A 19,343-nucleotide genomic window follows, 5' to 3' on the forward strand; every position below is an offset into this window, starting at 1 on the left:
AGTATAAAAAACCAGAAGGTAAGCTAAAGATGAAGAGAGCAACCAATAAAGCAGTATATATTGCAACTACCGAACCCAATAGTGGTAAATCGATAATTTCATTAGGATTAATGCAATTATTGCTAGGGAAAGTATCAAAAGTAGGCTATTTCAGGCCTATTATAGACGATTTTGAAGAAGGAGGAGTCGACAACCACATCAACACAGTACTCAATTACTTTAATTTAGACTTAAAGTTTGAAGATGCTTATGCTTTTACAAGAAGTGAGGTCATTCAAAAAAAACATGACAATAAAGACGATGAAATAATCAGTAAGATCATTGAAAAATTCAAAGCAGTTGAGGATCGTTTTGACTTTGTTTTGGTTGAAGGGACAAGTTTTTCAGGCAAAGGGTCTATCGGTGAATTTGACATCAACGTTTTAATTGCTAAAAACCTTGGAGTTCCAGCCATTATTCTTGAAAGTGGCATAGGAAAAACTTTGAATGAGCTTGTTGACAGTCTACATTTGGCTTATGACTCTTTTGAAGATAAAGGAGTTCAAGTTTTGTCGGTTATTGGAAACAAGGTAGAACAGCAAAATATTCAACTGGTCGTTTCTGAATTAGAAAAATACTTTCCTTCAGAAGTCATTGTAAATGCCATCCCGTTGAATCCCATCTTAGCGAATCCATCCATAAAAGAAATTGTAGAAGTGCTCAATGCAAAAATTCTTTTTGGTGAAGCTTATATCAATAATCAAGCAGGATACTTTAGCGTAGGAGCAATGCAATTACCCAATTATTTGAATCATTTATTAAAAGAAGACAGTTTGGTGATCACACCGGGAGACAGAGCTGACTTGATTTTGGGAGCTTTACAGGCCAATGTTTCCGAAAACTATCCTTCGATTTCAGGTATTGTTTTGACAGGTGGATTAATTCCCGAGGAGTCGATCAATAAATTAATAGAAGGACTTTCAGATGTTGTACCTATTATTGCTGTTGATGGCGGAACATTTGCAGTGGTTAATGCAATTGGAGCAATTAAATCGCAAATTTATGCAGAGAATAAACAGAAGATTTCTACCTCTATCAAAGACTTTGAAAAGTATGTAAAAGTTGATGACTTGATCGAACGCTTAATTACTTTTGAAACGGAAGGAATTACACCGCGTATGTTTCAATACAACTTATTGAAAAAAGCAAAATCAGAACGTAAGCACATTGTTTTGCCTGAAGGTTTAGACGAGCGTATTTTAAGGGCAACAAAGCAATTAATCGATGTTGATGCAGCAGAAATAACTTTGTTGGGTGAGAGAAAAGAAATTGAAGAAAAGATAATGGCCTTAGACCTGGCTTTAGACTTGGACAAAATCAATATCATAAACCCAGTAGAATCAATTCACTTTGATGATTATGCAGAAACGCTTTTCGAACTTAGAAAGCATAAAAATGTAAATCTAGTAATGGCCAAAGACCTCATGGAAGATGTTTCCTATTATGGAACAATGATGGTATATAAAGGTCATGCCGACGGAATGGTTTCGGGAGCTATTCACACCACACAACACACCATTTTACCAGCCCTTCAGTTTATTAAAACAAAGCCTGAAGCATCTATCGTATCATCTGTGTTTTTCATGTGTTTAGAAGATCGGGTTTCAGTATATGGAGACTGTGCCATTAACCCTAATCCAACGGCAGAACAATTAGCAGAAATAGCTATTTCTTCTGCTGCGACTAGTGTTGCTTTTGACATTGATCCAAAAATTGCAATGCTTTCTTATTCATCCGGCACATCAGGAGTTGGAGAAGACGTGGTGAGGGTCCGAGAAGCTACAGAAATCATCAAAAGAAAAAGACCAGATTTGAAAGTAGAAGGCCCCATTCAATATGATGCAGCTGTAGACATTAAGGTAGGTAAACTAAAACTCCCCGATTCTGAAGTAGCTGGACAAGCCAATGTGTTTATTTTTCCAGATTTGAATACAGGAAACAATACTTACAAAGCAGTTCAAAGAGAAACTAAGGCCTTGGCTATTGGACCAATAATTCAAGGGTTAAATAAACCAGTGAACGATTTAAGCAGAGGTTGTACAATTGATGATATTTTTAATACCGTTGTTGTAACAGCAATTCAAGCACAAGAAAGTTAATCAACAATAATGAATATTTTAATACTTAATTCAGGAAGCTCTTCAATAAAATTTCAATTGATAGAAATGCCTTCTGAAAAACTGGTTTGTAGTGGTTTACTCGAACGAATAGGCCATCAAGATGCCGTAATTAACTATAAAACAGAAAAGGTTAACCTAAAAAAAGTACAGCCTATTGAATCGTTCAAACTAGGACTTCAAAAAATGGTCGACCTTTTATTGGATCCTGAACAAGGAGTGATTAAAAACACCGCTGAAATCGAAGTTATTGGACATCGTGTGGTGCATGGTGGAAATTCATTTTCAAATACTATTTTAATTACTTCAAAAGTGAAAGCAGAAATTAAGAAAAGCTTTCCACTGGCGCCTCTGCACAACCCCGCCAATTTGGAAGGGATTATTGTTGCAGAAAAACTCTTCCCTTCGGCAAAACAAGTTGCAGTTTTCGACACTGCATTTCATCAAACAATTCCTGATAAAGCAAAAAGATACGCTATATCAAACACTTTTTTCGAAGCAGGCATACAAGTGTATGGATTTCATGGGATAAGTCATAAGTATGTTTCTCAAAAAGCGATTGAATATTTGGACCTGAAAAAATCAAAAATCATTACCGTTCATTTAGGAAATGGTTGTAGCATGACAGCGGTAAAAGATGGACAAAGCATTGATCACAGCCTCGGATTTACACCTTCAAACGGTTTAATTATGGGTACACGAAGTGGAGACATAGATCATGGTGCTGTTTTCTATATGGTGAATACCCTAGGCTACACGGTTGAAGAAGTGAACAATCTACTCACGAAAAAAAGCGGCATGTTAGGCTTAACTGGTTACAGTGATTTGAGAGATATTATTGCTGAAGCAGAAAATGGGAATAAGGATTGTCAACTTGCCTTGGCCATGAACACCTACCGCATCAAGAAATACATTGGTTCTTACACAGCCGCAATGAATGGCCTTGATGCTATAATTTTTACAGCAGGAATTGGTGAAAATGCAAACTTGATTCGAAAGATGGTGTGTGAGGATATGGAATATCTAGGAGTTGGGTTTGACGAAGTTAAGAACAAGGTGAAATCAAATGAATTGCGAGAAATCAGCACAGATGATTCGAAAGTGAAAGTGTTGGTCATTCCTACAAATGAAGAGATTGAAATTGCAAAGCAATCCTATAATTTATTGGTTAAGGCCTAGCAAGTAGTGGTTTTAACCACTTTTATGCTTAAAACTTTAATGAAACATCTTTTTTAAATCAATGCAAAAGCCGTTGAAACGGCTAGTGGTTTAGAGGCTTAAATCATTGAATGCGGGATGAATCCCGCATCAATAGATTTTGATCCAATAGCATAGAGTGAAAAATAGAGAAGAGTGCAGAAGAAAAAAACCAGAGGATAATGTTTGCTTTCGCTCTCATTTTCACTCTGGTTTTTAGTAGCGGGGACAGGACTCGAACCTATGACCTTCGGGTTATGAGCCCGACGAGCTACCAACTGCTCCACCCCGCAATATATCTTTATGTAATTTTATCTAATTTTGGCGCTATTGCGTTGCGCTTTCCGTATCCAAACGGGTTGCAAATATACGGACTATTTATCGAATTCAAAACTTTTAAAAAGATTAATTTGCAAATAATCCTTAAAAATCAACAGTTCAAAGGTTTAACTCTAGGTAAATCTTTATGATTCTATTGGATCTTCCATGTTGCACCATCTTTTTCGTCTTTTACAACAATATTGGCCTCATTTAATTTATCACGAATCGCATCGGCTGTTGTCCAATCTTTATTTTCTCTGGCTTGTTGACGCATTTGAAGTACCAACTCCATGACTGTATCTAAACTACCATTGTCTGAATTGTCTTCTGAAATCTCGGTTAATCCAAGTATATCAAATACAAAAGCATTTAATGCCTCCGAAAGTTTTTCTCGGTCTGCTGCTGAAATCGTTTCTTTACCTGATTGTACAGCTTGAATAAATTTTGCGGCATCAAATAAATGAGCAACTAAAATTGGTGTGTTAAAGTCATCATTCATTGCATCGTAAAACTTCTGAATCAATCCGTCTACATCAAAAGATGTTGATTCGTTGGTTTTTACTTCTTTGATCATTTTTACCGCTTCCATTAAACGGGTAAATCCTTTTTCAGATGCGTTCAGTGCTTCTGCGCTAAAGTCTAATACACTTGCATAGTGTGCTTGCATCATAAAGAACCTTACAACGATGGGATGGTAGGCACGACCCAACACTTCGTTTTCTCCAGAAAACAACTCTTCTGGTAACAAGGTGTTTCCTGTCGATTTACTCATTTTCTTCCCGTTCAAGGTCAGCATGTTGGCGTGCATCCAATAATTCACCGGTTTTTGCCCGTTGGCTGCAGTACCTTGTGCGATCTCACATTCGTGGTGAGGAAACTTTAGATCCATTCCCCCACCATGTATATCAAATTGTTCTCCCAAGTATTTTGTACTCATGGCAGAACACTCCAAGTGCCATCCTGGGAAACCAAGCCCCCAAGGAGAAGGCCATTTCATAATATGTTCAGGTTTTGCATCTTTCCACAAAGCAAAATCAAGAGGAGATTTTTTTTCTTCCTGCCCTTCTAAAGAACGTGTTCCAGAAACAAGATCTTCAATTTTTCGTTTCGAAAGTTCCCCATAGTTATTGCTTTCGTTGTATTTCTCAACATCAAAATAGACAGAGCCATTAGATTCATATGCAAATCCATTATCTATAATCTCTAAAATCATTTCAATCTGCTCAATGATGTGTCCTGTTGCAGTAGGTTCAATATTTGGTGGAAGATTATTAAATTGATTCAAAACTTTATGAAAATCTAAAGTGTAACGCTGAACAATTTCCATAGGTTCAAGCTGTGCTAATCTTGCTTTTTTTGCAATTTTATCTTCACCTTCTTCTGCATCATTTTCGAGGTGACCAGCATCGGTGATATTTCTCACATACCTCACTTTATATCCTAAATGTAATAAATAGCGATAAATCACATCAAAAGAAATAAAAGTACGGCAGTTTCCTAAGTGCACATGACTATATACAGTCGGTCCACAAACATAAAGACCAACAAATCCATCTAAGATGGATTCAAACACTTCTTTTTCGCCTGTTAGGCTGTTGCTTATTTTAAGTTTGTTCTCTTTATATTTCATGGATATTTGGTTTGAAAAATACACTTGCGAAATTACAAAAATTAATGCAAAAAAAAGGGAACCCGTAGATTCCCTTAAATAATATCTTTTCTATTGCTTTTTATAGTTGTCCGTCAGAGTGGTACTTTCCGTCTTTGTATACTTCGACTTTGAATAACAAACCGTCTTCGTCATATACATACAAGCGTCCATCTTTCAATAGTCCGTCGTGGAACTCTCCTTCCATCCACAATTCTTTGTCGTCGTTATAGACTTTATTGTAACCGTTTGGTTTGAACTTTCTATCTGTTTTTGGTTTGGGTGGAAGTTTTACGTTTTCGCTTCCTGGTTTTTTTACAGTTACCTCTGCGTTTACACGTGCGATTTCTCCAGTGGTTTCCTCGACCATTCCGTTTGCTCCATAAATGATTTCCTCCTTGATGTCACCATTCGGCCAATATCTTGTTGCTTTTCCAGTTGGAACACCATTCACGGCTTCATAAACAAATTCGGGGTTACCATTGTCATGGAAATGTTTTACTGTTCCAGACTCTTTTCCTGTCTCATCATGATTACTTACATAAATTAAAACACCTTCTTCATTATATCTTTTTAAGGAATCAGCATAAACGCGTTTATTAAAAGTTCCTTCTTCTTTGATTTTTCCGTTAGGATGATATTTAATAAAGGCGCCATTGGGTCTATTGTTAACGTATTCTCCTTCTGTCTTCGGCGTTTCTCCATCGTTGTAGTACATGATCCAACGACCATGTTTACGATCATTTTCAAATGGACCTTCAGCAATTTTTCCTTCCATTGGATATCCTTTTTCTGGTTGATCTTTACCTAAAAATATCCAAAGTCCTTGCTTTCTTCCTTGCTCGTCTTTCTGATTGATTTTTGGTTCTTCTTGCTCTGCATCAAGCTTAACATCTGGCGTTGAACTAGCATAGCTATTCAAAGCGCAAAAGCAAAATAGTGTCCAAAATAAAGTCTTCATGTTTATCGCAAATTAGTTTTTATAAGTATAGCGCAGTAGCAATGTAAGTAAAGTTTTCAAAAAACGAAAAAATTGAAACAACTTTTTAGACCAAGACACTATTTTTTTAGACGAATAGGATGTTTGTACTGCTAACCTTTAAAATACGCTTTTGGGTCTACCTTGTCTAACATTAAAGCCACCATCTTCTTCAAGTCATACTCTTGTTTCCATCCCCAGTCTTTAACCGCATTATCGTCGTTTATTGACTGCGGCCAAGAGCTTGCAATTTCTTGTCTAAAGTCAGGTGCATAATTGATTTCAAAACTCGGTAAATGTTTCCTAATTTCGTTGGACAATTCTTCGGGGGTAAAGCTAATCCCTCCTAAATTATAAGAATTTCTCACTTTAATCTTTTCTGCGGGCGCTTCCATTAATTCGACAGTTGCTCTTACCGCATCATCCATATACATCATAGGAAGTGCGGTGTCTGCATTTAAAAATGAAGTGTACTCTCCATTTTGCTTTGCATGATAAAAAATATCTACTGCGTAATCTGTTGTTCCACCTCCAGGCAAACTGGTGTATGAAATTAATCCTGGGTAGCGTATACTGCGAACATCAACTCCATATTTTTCATGGTAGTAGGCACACCACTGTTCACCTGCTTGTTTAGAAATTCCATAAACAGTGCTGGGCTCCATTATCGTATGTTGTGGTGTGTTTATTTTTGGAGTTGTCGGTCCAAAAACAGCAATAGAACTAGGCCAAAATATTTTCTTTAAATGTCCATCTTTGGCTAAGTCTAAAACATTAAAAAGTCCTTCCATGTTCAATTCCCAAGCAAACTTAGGGTTCTTTTCTGCTGTTGCGGAAAGTAAAGCAGCCAAAAGGTATACATCAGTAATCCCTTCTTCTTTTACAATAGCGCTTAATTTCTCTTTGTCTAAAACGTTTAAAGAAATATAATTAGAATGGGCTAGTGCTTGAGGACACTCCTCTTTGATGTCAGAGGCCAAAACAGCTTCTTTACCAAATTTGTCTTCCAATAAAAGAACAAGCTCTGTCCCTATTTGTCCACCGGCACCAATTACTAAAACTTTTTTCATTACACTACATTATTTGATGTTGCGAATATAAGGACTTGAGAGGATTTATAAATTATAATAGAGGAAATTTGTTGATGAAAAAAATTGTTTTACTTCTCTGTTGACATTAATTTTTTTAGCCATTTGATTTTTATATATTTGTGGGAACTAAGCATTTTTTTATGAATGAATTTGGATCTATAAATTTCAAAAAGAAATCGTTACTTAAGCGCGATCCTGAATGATTTTACGCTTGTTTTTTCAACTTCCTACTTTCTAATTAACTATTTACTTTAAAATTCGATTTTATGCCGTTTTATACAAAACTTGGTAAAATTCCTCATAAAAGACATACCACATTTAAAAAAGAAGAAGGTGGTTACTATTATGAACAACTTTTCGGAACTGAAGGTTTCAGTGGCACTGCCTCTTTAATTTATCATGTTCATCGCCCAACAATGGTTAAAGATTTTGGGAAGACTATCGATTTAACACCCGTTGCAGCGCTTGATAAAAGTGTTCGTGCTCAAATGTTAAATGGATTTCAAGTTAAACCTGAAGAAGATTTTCTTGCCAGTAGAAAAATTGTGATGTTTAACAATGATTTAAACATTGCGCTTGCTTCACCCCAAAATTCAATGACAGATTACTTCTACAAAAACGCAGATTCAGATGAAATGCTTTTTGTTCATGAAGGCACAGGAACGCTTAAAACCATGCTTGGAAATATTCCATTTGGTCCTGGCGATTACCTTATTGTTCCTAGGGGGATTATTTATCAAATTCATTTTGATGGTCCTGACAATAGATTGTTTATTGTTGAATCATTTTCGCCTATATACACTCCGAAAAGATATAGAAATGGCTTTGGACAGCTAATGGAACATTCTCCTTTTTGTGAGCGTGACTTCCGTGCTCCGAGTGAACTAGAAACACATGATGAAAAAGGAGATTTCCTAATTAAAATTAAAAAGGAAAACGCACTGCATCATTTAACGTATGCTTCGCATCCTTTTGATGTGATTGGTTGGGATGGATACAACTTCCCTTATGCTTTTAACATTAAGGATTTTGAACCAATCACTGGTCGTGTACATTTACCTCCTCCAATTCACCAAAATTTCGAAGCGCATAACTTTGTGATTTGTTCTTTCGTACCTCGACTCTATGACTATCATCCGGAAGCAGTTCCTGCTCCATACAACCATAGTAACATTGACTCTGATGAGTTATTATACTATGTAGACGGAGATTTTATGTCGAGAAACCATGTGGAAAAAGGTTTTATTTCCTTACACCCAATGGGCGTTCCTCATGGACCACACCCAGGGGCTATGGAAAGGAGTATCGGAAAGAAAGAAACAGGTGAAACGGCAGTAATGGTGGATACCTTTAAACCGCTTAAACTAACTCAAACAGCTTTAGACATTAGTGACAAAGACTATGCTTATAGCTGGCTAGAAGATTAAAAAAGATTTATAATTATAAACAATAGTGCAATGGCAAAAGAGATTAAAAATGTAGAATACGGATTAGAGAAAATATTTGAAGGAGCGCAAGACTTTCTTCCTTTATTAGGAACTGATTACGTTGAATTTTATGTAGGTAACGCAAAACAAGCAGCTCACTTTTACAAAACTGCTTTCGGTTTTCAATCTCACGCATATGCGGGATTAGAAACTGGAGTTAAGGACAGGGCTTCTTATGTTTTAAAACAAGATAAAATACGTATTGTATTAACCACAGCTTTAAAAAGTGACTCACCCATTGGAGAGCATGTAAAAAAACATGGTGATGGGGTGAAAATCGTTGCTTTATGGGTTGATGACGCACGTAAATCTTATGAAGAAACCATCAAAAGAGGTGCAAAATCGTACATGGAACCTACAGTTGAAAAAGATGAGCACGGTGAAGTTGTTCGTGCAGGAATCTATACTTACGGTGAAACTGTTCATATGTTTGTTGAACGTAAAAACTATAAAGGAGAGTTCCTACCGGGTTATGTTAAATGGGAGTCTGATTATAACCCTGAGCCAGTAGGATTGAAATTCATTGACCACATGGTAGGGAACGTTGGTTGGAACGAAATGAACACATGGGTGAAGTGGTACGAAGATGTAATGGGCTTTGTGAACTTCCTTTCATTCGATGACAAACAAATTACCACGGAATATTCTGCTTTGATGTCTAAAGTAATGTCTAACGGAAATGGACGTATTAAATTCCCGATTAACGAGCCTGCAGAAGGAAAGAAAAAATCACAAATTGAAGAATACCTTGATTTTTACGAAGGGCCTGGAGTTCAACACATCGCTGTAGCAACAGATGATATTCTAAAAACAGTAGCTGAAATGCGCTCACGTGGAGTTGAATTCTTAAGTACACCTCCTAAAACTTATTATGAAGATGTACCTGTTCGTTTAGACAAGCACAATCATAAACTACAAGAAGACATCAATAAATTGATGGAATTAGGAATTATGATTGACGCTGATGAAGAAGGATATTTATTGCAAATATTTACCAAACCAGTAGAAGACCGTCCAACTTTATTCTTCGAAGTAATTCAAAGAATGGGTGCTAAAGGATTTGGTGCTGGAAACTTTAAAGCCTTATTCGAATCTATCGAACGTGAGCAAGAATTAAGAGGTACTTTATAATCCTTATTGCTTTTTAAGTTTGTTAACACCTTCTTCCGTATTTTGGAGGAAGGTGTTATCATTTCTGATTCATTTTGACTAATTTTGATACTCTAAATATTTTTTGATTTTATGACTTCATTTGACACACTTCAGTCCATTAGCTCTCGTTTAAAGGAATTGAGCAATCAACTTTCAACTTCTAAGTTATCGAAAGATGAATTGGAAGAGTTTGAAACACTTTCAAGAAAACTGTATGAAAGAGCGATTATATTAAACTACAAAGCTAAAGAAGCCCGTGTTTATGGTGAGGGAAATCAGAAAGACCCACATTCTTCAGCATCTGTTCCAACACCCACTCCCGATGTTAAACCAGAAGTTGTTGAAGATGCTAAATCGCAAGTGGAACAACCCACATCAACTACAAACAAAGAGGCTTCTCCTGGGGAAATTCAATTTGATTTCTCTGGAGAATTTGATGATTCAAAAGTAAGCCCTCTTGCTGATGCGAAAGAGGAACAAAAGCCTCTGGTTGAAGAAAAACCCGCGCCTGTGGATAAGGAAGAAACAGTGGTTGAAAAACACGAAGATGATACGCCACCAATTCCACCTGAAACAAGTTCAAACAGCAATGGTCAGCAATCAACTATTTTTTATGAACGATTCTCGAAAGCATACAAGCAAGCGGCTGGAGATAAACTAGGAACTTCAAAAATTGATTCACTTAAAGGTGCAATTGGCTTAAATGACCGCTTATTGTTCATAGGTGAACTTTTCGGTGGAGATTCTAATGTATACAACGCAGTCCTTGATGAATTGGACCAATTCGATAATAATGAAGTTGCGCTAAAAAAATTAAGTGAAATTGCAGCACAAGAAAACTGGGACAAAGACCAACCGGCAGTGGATGAATTTGCCCATCTAATTATTAGACGATATGTTCATTAAATCAACCTTAACTTTCCTCATGCTACTTCTTTCTTTTCTGTCTTTTGGGCAGGTAGAGAAAGCACGACGTGTTACTGAAGTTTTATGCAGTGACTCACTTTATGGTCGTGGTTATGTTAACAATGGCGTCAATAAAGCTGCTGATTTCCTTAGAGATGAATTTGAGAAAGCAGGACTAAAACCATATTTCGGAGATAGTTCTTATTTTCAACCTTTTTCATTTAATGTTAATACATTCCCAGGAATTATTGAAGTCAATATTGATGGGAAACCCCTTGTTCCTGGAGTAGACTTTTTGGTGGGTGAATCTTCAGGTTCCTTTAATGGTGAATTAAACTTAATTGAAGTGGATACGAGTGTTTTATCCAATCATCGTTTGCTGGATCCTATGGTGGAAAAAGTACGCGTTGGAGAATACAACGGTTTTTACATTAACCTTTCTGACATGAGTGTCCAAGAGGCTTATAGTGCTGTTTACCAATTCAATGCCCTGGCAATAATCGGTGCTGTGGTCTATGAAACAGACCAAAAATTTACATGGTCGGTGGGTAGAAAGCAGTTGCAATTTCCGATTTTACATATCAAAGAAGGGAAGATTAACCCAAAATCAAAGATTAAGGTTGAAATTGAAGCAGAATTTATTAAAAACTTCGAAAGCAAAAATGTTGTAGGTGTTATTCCTGCGAAAAAGAAAAAAGCAAAAACAATTGTGTTTACAGCTCATTATGATCATTTGGGTGGAATGGGAACCTCTCCACAAACTTATTTTCCAGGAGCAAATGATAATGCAAGTGGAACAGCAATGTTGATATCGATGGCTGATCATTTTATCAACAATCCAAGTGAATATAATATGGTGTTCATCGCTTTTGCAGGAGAAGAAGCTGGTCTTCTTGGCTCAGAGTATTTTGTAAAAAGTAAATCTTTAGATTTCTCAAAGATCAAGTTCCTGCTCAATTTAGACATTATGGGAAGCGGTGAAGAAGGAATCACTGCTGTGAATGGCCGTCTTTTAGAAAAAGAATTCGAACTCTTGAAGTGCATCAATGATAAACAAGAGTATTTAAGCACTGTGAAGTCAAGGGGGGAAACAGCCAACAGCGACCATTACCATTTTCATGTCAAAGGGGTTCCTTCATTTTTTATCTATACGATGGGCCCAAACAAAAACTATCATGATGTTCATGATACCTACGAAGAACTATCCTTTGCTGCATACGACAACATTGTTAAGTTGCTTGTTGAGTTTATTGAAAAGCTATAAATTCTCTATTTTCAAATTGGGTTGCTACAATGAACCGCTTACAGTTTGAAAATAAGTTCCATTCCCTAAGGGATTAAAAAACTCATCAAATCAGGCTTCTACAGATAGGTTAGCACCACAGCATTTGAAACAATTGATGGCGTGGAACCAAAAACGACCTCGTTCATCATTATTCCTACAAACCCTCGTTTATCTCAGGCAGCTTGCATGGTAAATTCTTAGCTCATCCCATGTGATGCTATCTCCTACACGTTCTTTTGCTTCTGTTAAAGTTCCTTCGACTTCTTTACCCAGTTTATCGCGTAAAATTTCAATTTTCTCTTGATCCAAAACCTCCTCAATCTCTAGCTTCTCATCCTTAACTAATCGGCCTAGGTGATTATAGACCGTACGCTCCGTCAACACCCTTTCGTCGGCAATCTCTTTCACTGTTCTGCCTTTTTCGAAGAGGGCTAAAGTTTTATCAAAAGTAGATGTTTTCGGTTTTTTATCCTTGTCTTTCTTCTCTGATCTCGTTTTAATAATGGTCATTTCATCGAGTCCTTCCAAGGTTGGATTTTCGCGACGGATCTCTTCTTTTACAACTTGAATTTTCGCAATCTTGAAGTTCCTGATTTGATCATCCCAAATATTTTCTTTCGATAATTCTTTTCCGTTGTAAAGGTTTTGAACCAGTTTTCTAGATTTTTTTAAATCTATTATAACTTCAGTCAGCAATTCATCTAGTTCTGCTAAATCTTCAGAATATTGCTTAACACTTGTCTTTTTCCCTAGCAAAAGAAGCTTTTTAATGGTGCCTCGAAAGACAGGCTCAAGTGTTTTCATGAAGTAATTATAAGCCGCTTCATATCGTTCGTAGAGCACATCGATATCCATTTGATCGGGTTGACATATTCTAATCAGCTGTGATCTGAATTTTCGCGAAGGCTCTAAGGTGCTCATCAAAGCATTCACTTGTTCTTCAAACCAAGGTTTGTTTTTGGCCATTTCACTTCTTGGTCCAGCTGTTTTATGTGCTGCTTCTAGCGACAACCAACGACTCACCATGGCGTCCCAATTAAAGGTTTTCTGCAAACGCTTTTGCAAATAAACAACCGTCCCAATTTCTAAACTGCGTTTCAACAACTTTTCATCAGCTTTGTTTTTCGCATAATTGACCACATGTTGATCATTTCTTAATCCATTCAAACGAATTGGACTGGTCAACACCAAGCCTTTCAAAGAAACCAAACGCGACAAACCAACATAAGCTTGTCCTGGAGCAAAAACATTTGATAAATCCAACACCGCCTTTTCAAAAGTCAAACCCTGACTCTTATGGACTGTAATGGCCCAAGCAAGTTTTAAAGGGAAATGAACAAAGGTTCCAATGACTTCTTCTTTAATCTCACCTGATTGTTCATCTAAGCTGAATTTCACATTTTCCCATTCATAAGGTTCTACAGAAATGGTGAGCTTTTCTTCCGGAAAAGTTACTCGTATTTCATCAGAAGACAGTTCTGTTACACGCCCAATTTTTCCATTGTAATAGCGTTTTTCATGTGCTAAATCATTCTTTATAAACATGACCTGAGCACCTACTTTTAATTCCATAGTTTTAGGAATTGGGAACATGTGCTCAGGAAACTTTTTGGTGATTTGGGCATCATAATTTCGTGATCTTCCGCTCAAAGCTGCTAAAGCTTTATCATTGATTTCATCTGCTTTTGCATTGTGTGTGGTTAAAGTAATAAAACCTTCGTGCTCGGTGGCATCAAAATTTGGCTTCACATAGTTGTTCAATAATTCAACATTCTCATCTGAGATGTGATTATTTCTCAAATTATTCAACAATTCGATGAATTCCGGGTCGTTTTGGCGATAAATCTTCTCTAATTCGATATACAAAGGCGGTTGCTCTTGAATCACTTTTGCGTGGAAAAAGAAACTCCCCCCATAATATTGATCCAATACACCTTTCTCCTCTCTCTTTACAATTGGTGGAAGCTGCATTAAATCACCGATAAACAAAACCTGTACACCACCAAAAGGAGTGTCGTTCCTACGCACTTTTCGCAACATGAAATCCATGGCGTCTAACAAATCCGAACGAAGCATACTTACTTCATCCACAATAAGTAATTCCAACTTCAAGAAAATCGTTTTTCTTTTTTTATTGAGGTTAAAATGCTGTTGTAAGGTGTTTTTTGTATTGAACTGTGTACGCTGACCCACGAAAGGAGGTTGTCCAAAATCAGGAATAAACGAGGCAAAAGGCAATTGAAAAAAAGAATGAATGGTTACACCTCCAGCATTTAAGGCTGCAATTCCTGTAGGTGCAACAACTACCGTGTTCTTGTGTGTAGAATCAATGATTTTTTTGAGTAAGGTCGTTTTCCCTGTCCCAGCTTTTCCGGTAAGAAAAACGGAATGATTCGTCTGATTGATGAACTTCTCTGTGAAATCTGCTGGCGATTGAATGTCGGCTGTAATCTGCTTCATTATCGTTTGTTTTATCCAAAATTTGGTGGTTGCTAAAGTAATGCTTGGAAGGAGATACAGCAAGATTAAACCTGCCTATTTCCATCCATCGCTAAATTAAGATAGTGAAAAAGTTAATTAGAAAGCAAATGTTTTTTAAAATAAAAGACTTCTTGGGGCGAGTAGGGGAATTAAGTTTCGCAAAGAAAAAAGGGATTTGTAGGGGCGGTTTACAAACTTTCCTAATCCATACATTTTGTTTGATAAATTCGTTTTGATTGAATAGAATGTTCATTCCTTCCTTATAAAACGAGGTCAAACAATTCGTAATTAAACAATATGTAATTAGTAATTGATTATTACATTTGTCCCATGACCAAAATTCTTGTCATACGGTTCAGTTCTATAGGAGACATTGTACTTACAAGTCCTGTTCTGCGTTGTATCAAAGAGCAATTGCCCAACGTGGAACTTCATGTTTTGACAAAAATTCAATATTCAGATTTGTATTCAACCAATCCGCATGTCGATTTTGTACATGAATGGGGCGAGGAAAACCATTTGGTGTTGGCTGACTTAAAAACAGCTGATTTTGATTTTGTCATTGATTTACACAAGAATTTAAGGACTTCAAAAATAAAAAGTCATCTCCGTAAAGACAGTTTTTCATTCCCGAAATTGAATGTACAAAAATGGCTTTATGTTAATTTCAAATGGAATTTAATGCCAGACATTCATATTGTAGACCGGTATTTTGAAGCAGTAAAACCTTTGGGAGTAAAAAACGATCACAAAGGAATAGATTTTCGAATTAAAATTGATTTTATATCGTTTTCTAAACGTTTTCCAACTACAGATAAATATCTTGCAGTGGCCATAGGCGCTCAGTTTGCAACCAAAAGAATGCCTGCCGAACAAATGAGTGAAATACTCAAAGGTCTTCCGTATCCAATTGTTATTGTTGGTGGACCAGGTGACCGAGAAGAAGGGGAAAAACTAAGGCAATTATTGCCCGGTCAAAACATTAACAATACTTGCGGTGGACTCACTATTCACGAATCAGCTCAAGTGGTAAAAGACGCGCAATTATTAATCACCAATGACACCGGAATGATGCACATCGCCGCAGCATTCGAATTGCCTATTGTAAGTATATGGGGAAACACAGTGCCTGAATTGGGTATGTATCCTTACCGACCTCAAGCTCCTCAGTCCTACTCTATTCATCAAGTAGACGGGTTGTCGTGCCGACCTTGTTCAAAAATCGGTTTTGCTCAATGTCCGAAAAAGCATTTTAAGTGTATGGTCGATCAAAACATCCTTGGAATTAGAAAGCAGATTGATGCATTTTTAGTCAAAAAATAATTCTATTTCGGCTATTCCTTTTGAGTTTTTGAAAAACACTATGGTTAAAGTTACCCTTACAGACAACCAATTTTAAAACGCGCCACACAAAAGCCATTGCCATCATATTTTTCTGACGTAATAAACGAACACTTCTTTCTCAAGGCTTAAAAAATCACCCGATTCTCCTTCAAAATCACCAAAAGAAACTTATATTTAGTGCTCAAAAGAAGAAATAGAATTATGCAAAAAATAAAAAGCTATATCTGTGGTGAGTGGAAGAATGGTGAAGGAGTAGAAACCGAAGTATTCAATGCCATTACAGGAGAACAAATTGGAGGAGTATCGAGTAAAGGATTTGATTTTGCTGAAATATTAAATTACGGACGCACAGTAGGTGGTAAGAAATTGAGAAAAATGACCTTCCATGAACGCGGAAATATGCTCAAAGCATTAGCACTTTATCTTTTACAAAACAAAAAAAGATATTACGAAGTAAGTGCCTGGACAGGTGCAACAAAAGGCGATTCGTGGGTAGATATTGAAGGAGGAATTGGTAACTTATTTGCTAACGCTTCTTTAAGAAGACAATTTCCAAATCTTCCTTACTACATCGATGGTGAACCAGCAATGTTGTCTAAAAACGGAACTTTTATTGGTCACCACATCATGGTGCCTAAAGAAGGGGTCGCTGTACACATCAATGCTTTTAACTTCCCTGTTTGGGGAATGTTGGAAAAGATTGCAGTTAACCTAATGGCTGGTGTCCCTGCAGTAGTAAAACCATCTAGTGTAACCAGTTACTTGACACAAGTTGTTGTAGAAGATATTATTGCCTCGAAACTTTTACCTGAAGGTGCGTTACAACTGGTTTTGGGATCGGCAAGAGATTTAATTAATCATGTAACTCCTTCTGATGTTGTTTCATTCACAGGAAGTGCTAGCACAGGATTGAAACTTAAATCTAACCCTGTTATTACCAACAACAATGTTCCTTTTAACCTTGAAGCAGATTCGTTAAATGCAATCATTCTAGGAAAAAAAGCAACGCCAGACACACCGGAATTTGCAATTTTCGTAAAAGAAGTTGTTCGTGAAATGACCACCAAGGCAGGTCAGAAATGTACGGCTATTCGTCGTATTTTCGTTCCTCAAGAATTGATGGATGACGCCCAGAAAGCAATATCTGCTCGTTTGTCAAAAACAGTGATTGGAGACCCTTCTGTTGAAGGCGTTCGCATGGGTTCTTTAGCTTCATTAGACCAACAGAAAGAAGTCCGTGAAAAAGTTGAATTGCTTTCGAAATCACAAAACATTGTGTTTGGTGACATGGAGAATTTCGAAGTACTGGGTGCCGACAAAGAAAAAGGTGCTTTCTTCCCGCCGATTCTATTTAGAAATGACAAACCATTTGATAACGTTGATGTTCACTCCGTGGAAGCGTTTGGTCCTGTTTCAACACTGATGCCTTACAACAGCATTGATGAAGCAATTGAATTGGCCAAAATGGGGAAAGGTTCATTGGTTTCGACCATTGTTACACCAGACAACAAAGAAGCAAGAGAATACGTGATTGGTGCAGCTAGTATGCACGGACGTATCCTAGTATTGAACGAAGAATGTGCTAAAGAAAGTACAGGACATGGTTCACCATTGCCGTTGTTAACTCATGGTGGTCCAGGTCGTGCTGGAGGTGGTGAAGAAATGGGTGGAATGCGTGGAGTATTACATTACTTACAACGTACCGCCATCCAAGGTCACCCTTCTGCAATAACTGAAATTACGCAAGTTTACCAACAAGGAGCAAAAGGAAATATTATTGAAGAACATCCTTTTACAAAGTATTTTGAAGAATTGAATGTGGGTGATCAACTCATTACAGAAAGTCGTGAAATCACTGCAGATGACATTGATCAATTTGCAGCACTTTCTGGAGATAATTTCTATGCTCACAAAAGAGAAACTGACTTTAACGGAACAATGTTCGACGAACAAGTAGCTCACGGATATTTCCTTATGAGTGCAGCTGCAGGTTTATTCGTACACAACTATGAAATGAACCCTGTTTTGTTGAACTATGGAATTGATAATATGCGTTTTACGAAGCCTGTATATGCTGGTTCGAAAATGCACATCCGATTTACATGTAAAGAGTTAGTTCCAACTGATGTTACGCCAAAAGAGGATGATCCAAAAACAAAAATCAAACGTGGTATCGTAAAATGGTTAGTTGAAATGCTGGACCAAGATACCGAAGAACCATTGGTAGGTTTCGCAACGATTTTGACCATGGTGAAATTGAAAGATCAGAGTTAAAAGCTTTAGGCGGTAGGCTTTTAGCTATAAGCATCAGCTCCGCCAATTAAGCTTTCATTTACGTCTATAAGTATTCATTTGATAAGCGACTTTCGAAAGAGGGTCGCTTTTTTTGTTGGGTTGTATTAGACAAGGTTAAGTTAAACTACTGCATAAACCCGACACGTGTAATTGGCACGCCGATAACGCTGATTTCCAAACGCTGATTAAAGCTGATTCTTTAATCCGTACAAATCCGCTACCCTTCCAACCACCCAAAAAATCCGCCACCATCCGCGCTACCTTGGTATCTGCGTCATCTGCGTGCCATTCTGAACAACACCAAAAAAATAACTCTATAAATCTCTATTGGTGTAATTAGCACGCCGATAACGCCGATTTTCAAACGCTGATTAAAGCTGATTCTTTAATCCGTACAAATCCGCTACTCTTCCAGCAACACCAAAAAAATCCGCTAGAATCCGCGCTACCTTGGTATCTGCGTCATCTGCGTGCCATTCTGAACAACACTACCCTAACCCCTTGGCAAGCTACTCTTCTTATCATTTGAAAAAACCCTTCTTTTAAACTCAGGCTTTGATCCAAAATTCAGCAAAAAACCGACTTCAATATCAGTTGCTTTAAGATAATTAATCAACTGAAATTCAAACTCCTTTACAATTACTTCAGTAGCTTTTAATTCTAATATTACAGCCTCATTAACTATCAAATCGGCATAGTACTCCCCAACCTGGGTCTCTTTATAATATACTTTAATTTGCTTCTGTGCTTCCACAAAGAAGCCTCGATTCTTTAATTCAAGAAATAGTGCGTTTTGATATACTTTTTCAAGAAAACCAAAGCCTAATTCATTATAAACATCAAAATAAGTCTTTAATATTTGATCGGTTAGATCCTTGTGTAACAATTCCATAATTACGTTTTTGATTTAGGTGAACTATTCTAAGATACAAAAAATAATTGTTATTGGTATCTAGAAAATGAGCACGCCGATAACGTTGATTAAAACTGATTTTTTAATC

The 19,343-nt window shown here is 37.0% G+C and carries 13 protein-coding genes and 1 tRNA gene; 8 read left to right on the forward strand and 6 right to left on the reverse strand.

Going from position 1 to position 19,343, the window contains the following annotated elements:
- Window positions 1-29: 29 nt before the first annotated feature.
- The gene (gene pta / locus ACN0U3_RS00990) at window positions 30-2,138 is read left to right on the forward strand and encodes a phosphate acetyltransferase (RefSeq protein ID WP_417264790.1); all 2,109 of its coding nucleotides are present in this window, start codon (window positions 30-32) and stop codon (window positions 2,136-2,138) included.
- A 9-nt stretch (window positions 2,139-2,147) separates the two neighbouring features.
- Window positions 2,148-3,335 (forward strand): acetate/propionate family kinase, encoded by a 1,188-nt coding sequence (locus ACN0U3_RS00995; protein WP_417264791.1) that lies wholly within the window; start codon window positions 2,148-2,150, stop codon window positions 3,333-3,335.
- 238 nt (window positions 3,336-3,573) lie between these two features.
- On the opposite strand, the gene ACN0U3_RS01000 is transcribed toward ACN0U3_RS00995, so the two are convergent.
- From ACN0U3_RS01000 to ACN0U3_RS01015, 4 genes are all read right to left on the reverse strand, one after another.
- Window positions 3,574-3,646: transfer RNA gene (locus ACN0U3_RS01000), tRNA-Met, on the reverse strand.
- A 179-nt stretch (window positions 3,647-3,825) separates the two neighbouring features.
- Entirely contained in the window at window positions 3,826-5,304 is a 1,479-nt protein-coding gene (gene cysS / locus ACN0U3_RS01005) for a cysteine--tRNA ligase (protein ID WP_417264792.1), read from the reverse strand.
- Between the two features lie 100 nt (window positions 5,305-5,404).
- Window positions 5,405-6,283, reverse strand: a complete 879-nt coding sequence (locus ACN0U3_RS01010) for a toxin-antitoxin system YwqK family antitoxin (protein ID WP_299202822.1) — start codon at window positions 6,281-6,283, stop codon at window positions 5,405-5,407.
- A gap of 131 nt (window positions 6,284-6,414) precedes the next feature.
- Window positions 6,415-7,371, reverse strand: a complete 957-nt coding sequence (locus ACN0U3_RS01015; protein WP_299202819.1) for an NAD-dependent epimerase/dehydratase family protein — start codon at window positions 7,369-7,371, stop codon at window positions 6,415-6,417.
- A gap of 287 nt (window positions 7,372-7,658) precedes the next feature.
- Between ACN0U3_RS01015 and ACN0U3_RS01020 the strand changes: the two genes are divergently transcribed.
- The 4 genes from ACN0U3_RS01020 (at window position 7,659) to ACN0U3_RS01035 (ending at window position 12,201) form a co-directional block, all read left to right on the forward strand.
- Window positions 7,659-8,819 carry a homogentisate 1,2-dioxygenase gene (locus tag ACN0U3_RS01020; RefSeq protein WP_417264793.1) on the forward strand — a complete coding sequence of 387 codons (1,161 nt, stop codon included), beginning with the start codon at window positions 7,659-7,661 and terminating at the stop codon, window positions 8,817-8,819.
- 30 nt (window positions 8,820-8,849) lie between these two features.
- Complete coding sequence (gene hppD, locus ACN0U3_RS01025) at window positions 8,850-10,010, forward strand: 4-hydroxyphenylpyruvate dioxygenase (RefSeq protein WP_417264794.1); 1,161 nt, start codon at window positions 8,850-8,852, stop codon at window positions 10,008-10,010.
- Window positions 10,011-10,121: 111 nt separating this feature from the next.
- The gene (locus tag ACN0U3_RS01030) at window positions 10,122-10,937 is read left to right on the forward strand and encodes a hypothetical protein (protein WP_417264795.1); all 816 of its coding nucleotides are present in this window, start codon (window positions 10,122-10,124) and stop codon (window positions 10,935-10,937) included.
- Window positions 10,927-12,201: a M28 family metallopeptidase gene (locus tag ACN0U3_RS01035; RefSeq protein WP_417264796.1), complete on the forward strand. Its 1,275-nt coding sequence runs from the start codon at window positions 10,927-10,929 to the stop codon at window positions 12,199-12,201. The genes ACN0U3_RS01030 and ACN0U3_RS01035 overlap by 11 nt, the downstream gene beginning before the upstream one ends.
- 189 nt (window positions 12,202-12,390) lie before the next feature.
- Here ACN0U3_RS01035 and ACN0U3_RS01040 read toward each other — a convergent pair whose 3' ends face one another.
- Window positions 12,391-14,682: a helix-turn-helix domain-containing protein gene (locus ACN0U3_RS01040; protein WP_417264797.1), complete on the reverse strand. Its 2,292-nt coding sequence runs from the start codon at window positions 14,680-14,682 to the stop codon at window positions 12,391-12,393.
- 351 nt (window positions 14,683-15,033) lie between these two features.
- Here ACN0U3_RS01040 and ACN0U3_RS01045 point away from each other — a divergent pair, with 351 nt between their 5' ends.
- Both ACN0U3_RS01045 and paaZ read left to right on the forward strand, forming a co-directional pair.
- Window positions 15,034-16,026, forward strand: coding sequence for a glycosyltransferase family 9 protein (locus ACN0U3_RS01045; protein ID WP_417264798.1), 993 nt, complete (start codon window positions 15,034-15,036; stop codon window positions 16,024-16,026).
- Window positions 16,027-16,248: 222 nt separating this feature from the next.
- A complete protein-coding gene (gene paaZ, locus ACN0U3_RS01050) occupies window positions 16,249-18,321 on the forward strand; it encodes a phenylacetic acid degradation bifunctional protein PaaZ (RefSeq protein ID WP_417264799.1) in 2,073 nt (690 codons plus the stop codon).
- A gap of 514 nt (window positions 18,322-18,835) precedes the next feature.
- Here the strand turns inward: paaZ and ACN0U3_RS01055 are convergent.
- Window positions 18,836-19,234: a GxxExxY protein gene (locus ACN0U3_RS01055; protein ID WP_417264800.1), complete on the reverse strand. Its 399-nt coding sequence runs from the start codon at window positions 19,232-19,234 to the stop codon at window positions 18,836-18,838.
- Window positions 19,235-19,343: the final 109 nt, after the last annotated feature.

Source organism: Brumimicrobium sp. (assembly GCF_048268645.1).
Lineage (GTDB): Bacteria > Bacteroidota > Bacteroidia > Flavobacteriales_D > Crocinitomicaceae > Brumimicrobium > Brumimicrobium ulvae.

Excerpts from the sequence above, each read along its gene's own strand:
- ACN0U3_RS00995 (WP_417264791.1), top strand. The coding sequence starts at position 2,148 with ATGAATATTTTAATACTTAATTCAGGAAGCTCTTCAATAAAATTTCAA.
- cysS (WP_417264792.1), bottom strand. The coding sequence starts at position 5,304 with ATGAAATATAAAGAGAACAAACTTAAAATAAGCAACAGCCTAACAGGC.
- ACN0U3_RS01015 (WP_299202819.1), bottom strand. The coding sequence starts at position 7,371 with ATGAAAAAAGTTTTAGTAATTGGTGCCGGTGGACAAATAGGGACAGAG.
- ACN0U3_RS01020 (WP_417264793.1), top strand. The coding sequence starts at position 7,659 with ATGCCGTTTTATACAAAACTTGGTAAAATTCCTCATAAAAGACATACC.
- ACN0U3_RS01010 (WP_299202822.1), bottom strand. The coding sequence starts at position 6,283 with ATGAAGACTTTATTTTGGACACTATTTTGCTTTTGCGCTTTGAATAGC.
- ACN0U3_RS01030 (WP_417264795.1), top strand. The coding sequence starts at position 10,122 with ATGACTTCATTTGACACACTTCAGTCCATTAGCTCTCGTTTAAAGGAA.
- ACN0U3_RS01045 (WP_417264798.1), top strand. The coding sequence starts at position 15,034 with ATGACCAAAATTCTTGTCATACGGTTCAGTTCTATAGGAGACATTGTA.
- hppD (WP_417264794.1), top strand. The coding sequence starts at position 8,850 with ATGGCAAAAGAGATTAAAAATGTAGAATACGGATTAGAGAAAATATTT.
- pta (WP_417264790.1), top strand. The coding sequence starts at position 30 with ATGAAGAGAGCAACCAATAAAGCAGTATATATTGCAACTACCGAACCC.
- paaZ (WP_417264799.1), top strand. The coding sequence starts at position 16,249 with ATGCAAAAAATAAAAAGCTATATCTGTGGTGAGTGGAAGAATGGTGAA.
- ACN0U3_RS01055 (WP_417264800.1), bottom strand. The coding sequence starts at position 19,234 with ATGGAATTGTTACACAAGGATCTAACCGATCAAATATTAAAGACTTAT.
- ACN0U3_RS01035 (WP_417264796.1), top strand. The coding sequence starts at position 10,927 with ATGTTCATTAAATCAACCTTAACTTTCCTCATGCTACTTCTTTCTTTT.
- ACN0U3_RS01040 (WP_417264797.1), bottom strand. The coding sequence starts at position 14,682 with ATGAAGCAGATTACAGCCGACATTCAATCGCCAGCAGATTTCACAGAG.